The organism is Candidatus Phytoplasma pruni (assembly GCF_001277135.1).
GTDB lineage: Bacteria > Bacillota_I > Bacilli_A > Acholeplasmatales > Acholeplasmataceae > Phytoplasma > Phytoplasma pruni.
On record NZ_LHCF01000039.1, the window covers coordinates 1 to 1,782 of the forward strand.

Here is a 1,782-nt window from a genome sequence, read left to right on the forward strand (position 1 = left end):
TTTTTTAGCCATATCTTCTAATGATAAATTTTATGGGTTTCTTTTGTTTTCGTTAATATTTTGTTTTTAATGTTATAAATTATTTTTAAAGGATTATTATTTTCCATCGCCATAATATAATTATTACTACTAATTAAAAATAATCCTAAAAAAATTAACGCAAATACATTCAATAATAATAAATTATTTTTGATTTTAAACATTAATTTATAACTCCTTTTCATTCTATTTATCCCTTAGATGGGATGATTTAGTAGAGGGAATTGAAATTTTAATAATTGATGTTTATTATTCAACGTCTTCTGTTATTAGAGTTATTTAATTGATTGCGATTGTTTTCGTGAGGCATAGCATTATGTAAATTAATCTGTTGAGTTGAAATACGTTGACTTAATTGTATATTTTGTCTTACAAGATTATTAATAATTTCTTCGGAATCATTATTATTTCTAGCATTAAAAATTTGTTGGACTATTGCAGCTTGTTCGCGATTCATTTCTTGTAAAATGTGCGCTTTAGTTTCAAAATTAGTGTTATGATGACCGTTATTTGGTGTCGCATTACCATTATGCATCGCCATTAATGGATTATTAAAAATAAATAATAATAATATAAAACTTATTAAACAAAGATAAATTATTTTAAATTGATTTTTTAATCTGAACATTTGTTAAATCTCCTTTTATTTTTAATCCTCATCAGAGGTGATTTCGTAGAGGGAGTTGAGGGAAGATAGGGCGGATTGTTTGTTTTGTTCTAAACTTTTATTATAATCTTTTTCTAAATCTTTTTTATAGTTTTGGGCACGTGATAACATGTTTTCGTACATTGTTTGGTCGGATTTTAAGTGGCCGATTTGGAGTTCGATATCTTCTATTTGTCCGACTAATTCAAGTTTTTCATCTTGTAATTTTGAGATTTCATTTTGAATTAGATCTATTTCAGAATTCTTATAAGTGGTTTGACCTTGAGTTTGTAATTGTGTTTGTTTTTGTTGTTTTTTGAATTTTAATTTATCTATTTCTTTGTTTTGAGTTTCTAATTCAGCTTCTTTTGGTTGAAGTTGTTTTTGTAATTGTTGAATTTGGTTTATTGCTGAATCTCTTTGAGCGATTAAATTATTACATTCTTCTTGTATTTTATCTATTTCTTTTTGTTCTTTATTTAAATAACCTAAACGCACTCCCCAACTATTTTTTATTTTTTCGATTTCTGTTTTTTTTTCTTGAGAAAGATCTTTTAGTGATAAAACTTCGTTGTCATTTTCAGATAAAATATAAGATTTAATTTTATTATATTTTTCTTGTGTTATTTTAATTTTAGGTTTTGGAGTTTCGCTTTCGCGATGATCACTTGACAGTTGATTTGATTCTTTATCGTTAGTTATTTGTTTTTTTAGTTGAGGAGGATCTATTTCATGTTTATTTCTTAGTGGTTGATTAGGTTTTTGTTTATTATCTACTTCTTTATGATGATTTGATAAGGATTTTGAGCCTTTTTTAGTTTCATTAACGCCTTTAAAAAAGCCTATAATAATAACGATACTAAAAAATAAAATAATGGAAATAATAAACCAATATTTTTTAAAAAAGTTCATATTCTTAATAGCCTTTCCGATAATAGTAGTAATTGATATTATCTTTAAAAAAATTAATTACTACTATTATACAATTTTATTTGATTAAATTTAAAAAAAATTTATAGTTGGTAATAATTTTTATGCTTTATTTTTTTGATTATTATCATTAGTTGTATAATATTTTTGATATCGTCTTTGTTTAA

The 1,782-nt window shown here is 24.0% G+C and carries 3 protein-coding genes; all 3 read right to left on the minus strand.

What is annotated here, in order from left to right:
- Positions 1 to 17 precede the first annotated feature (17 nt).
- The 3 genes from CPX_RS02815 to CPX_RS02825 all read right to left on the minus strand — a co-directional run bounded on the left by CPX_RS02815 (position 18) and on the right by CPX_RS02825 (position 1,597).
- The gene (locus tag CPX_RS02815) at positions 18 to 203 is read right to left on the minus strand and encodes an SVM family protein (RefSeq protein ID WP_152907397.1); all 186 of its coding nucleotides are present in this window, start codon (positions 201 to 203) and stop codon (positions 18 to 20) included.
- 89 nt (positions 204 to 292) lie between these two features.
- Complete coding sequence (locus CPX_RS02820) at positions 293 to 667, minus strand: SVM family protein (protein WP_053521636.1); 375 nt, start codon at positions 665 to 667, stop codon at positions 293 to 295.
- A gap of 21 nt (positions 668 to 688) precedes the next feature.
- Positions 689 to 1,597, minus strand: a complete 909-nt coding sequence (locus CPX_RS02825; protein ID WP_053521637.1) for a hypothetical protein — start codon at positions 1,595 to 1,597, stop codon at positions 689 to 691.
- Positions 1,598 to 1,782 lie beyond the last annotated feature (185 nt).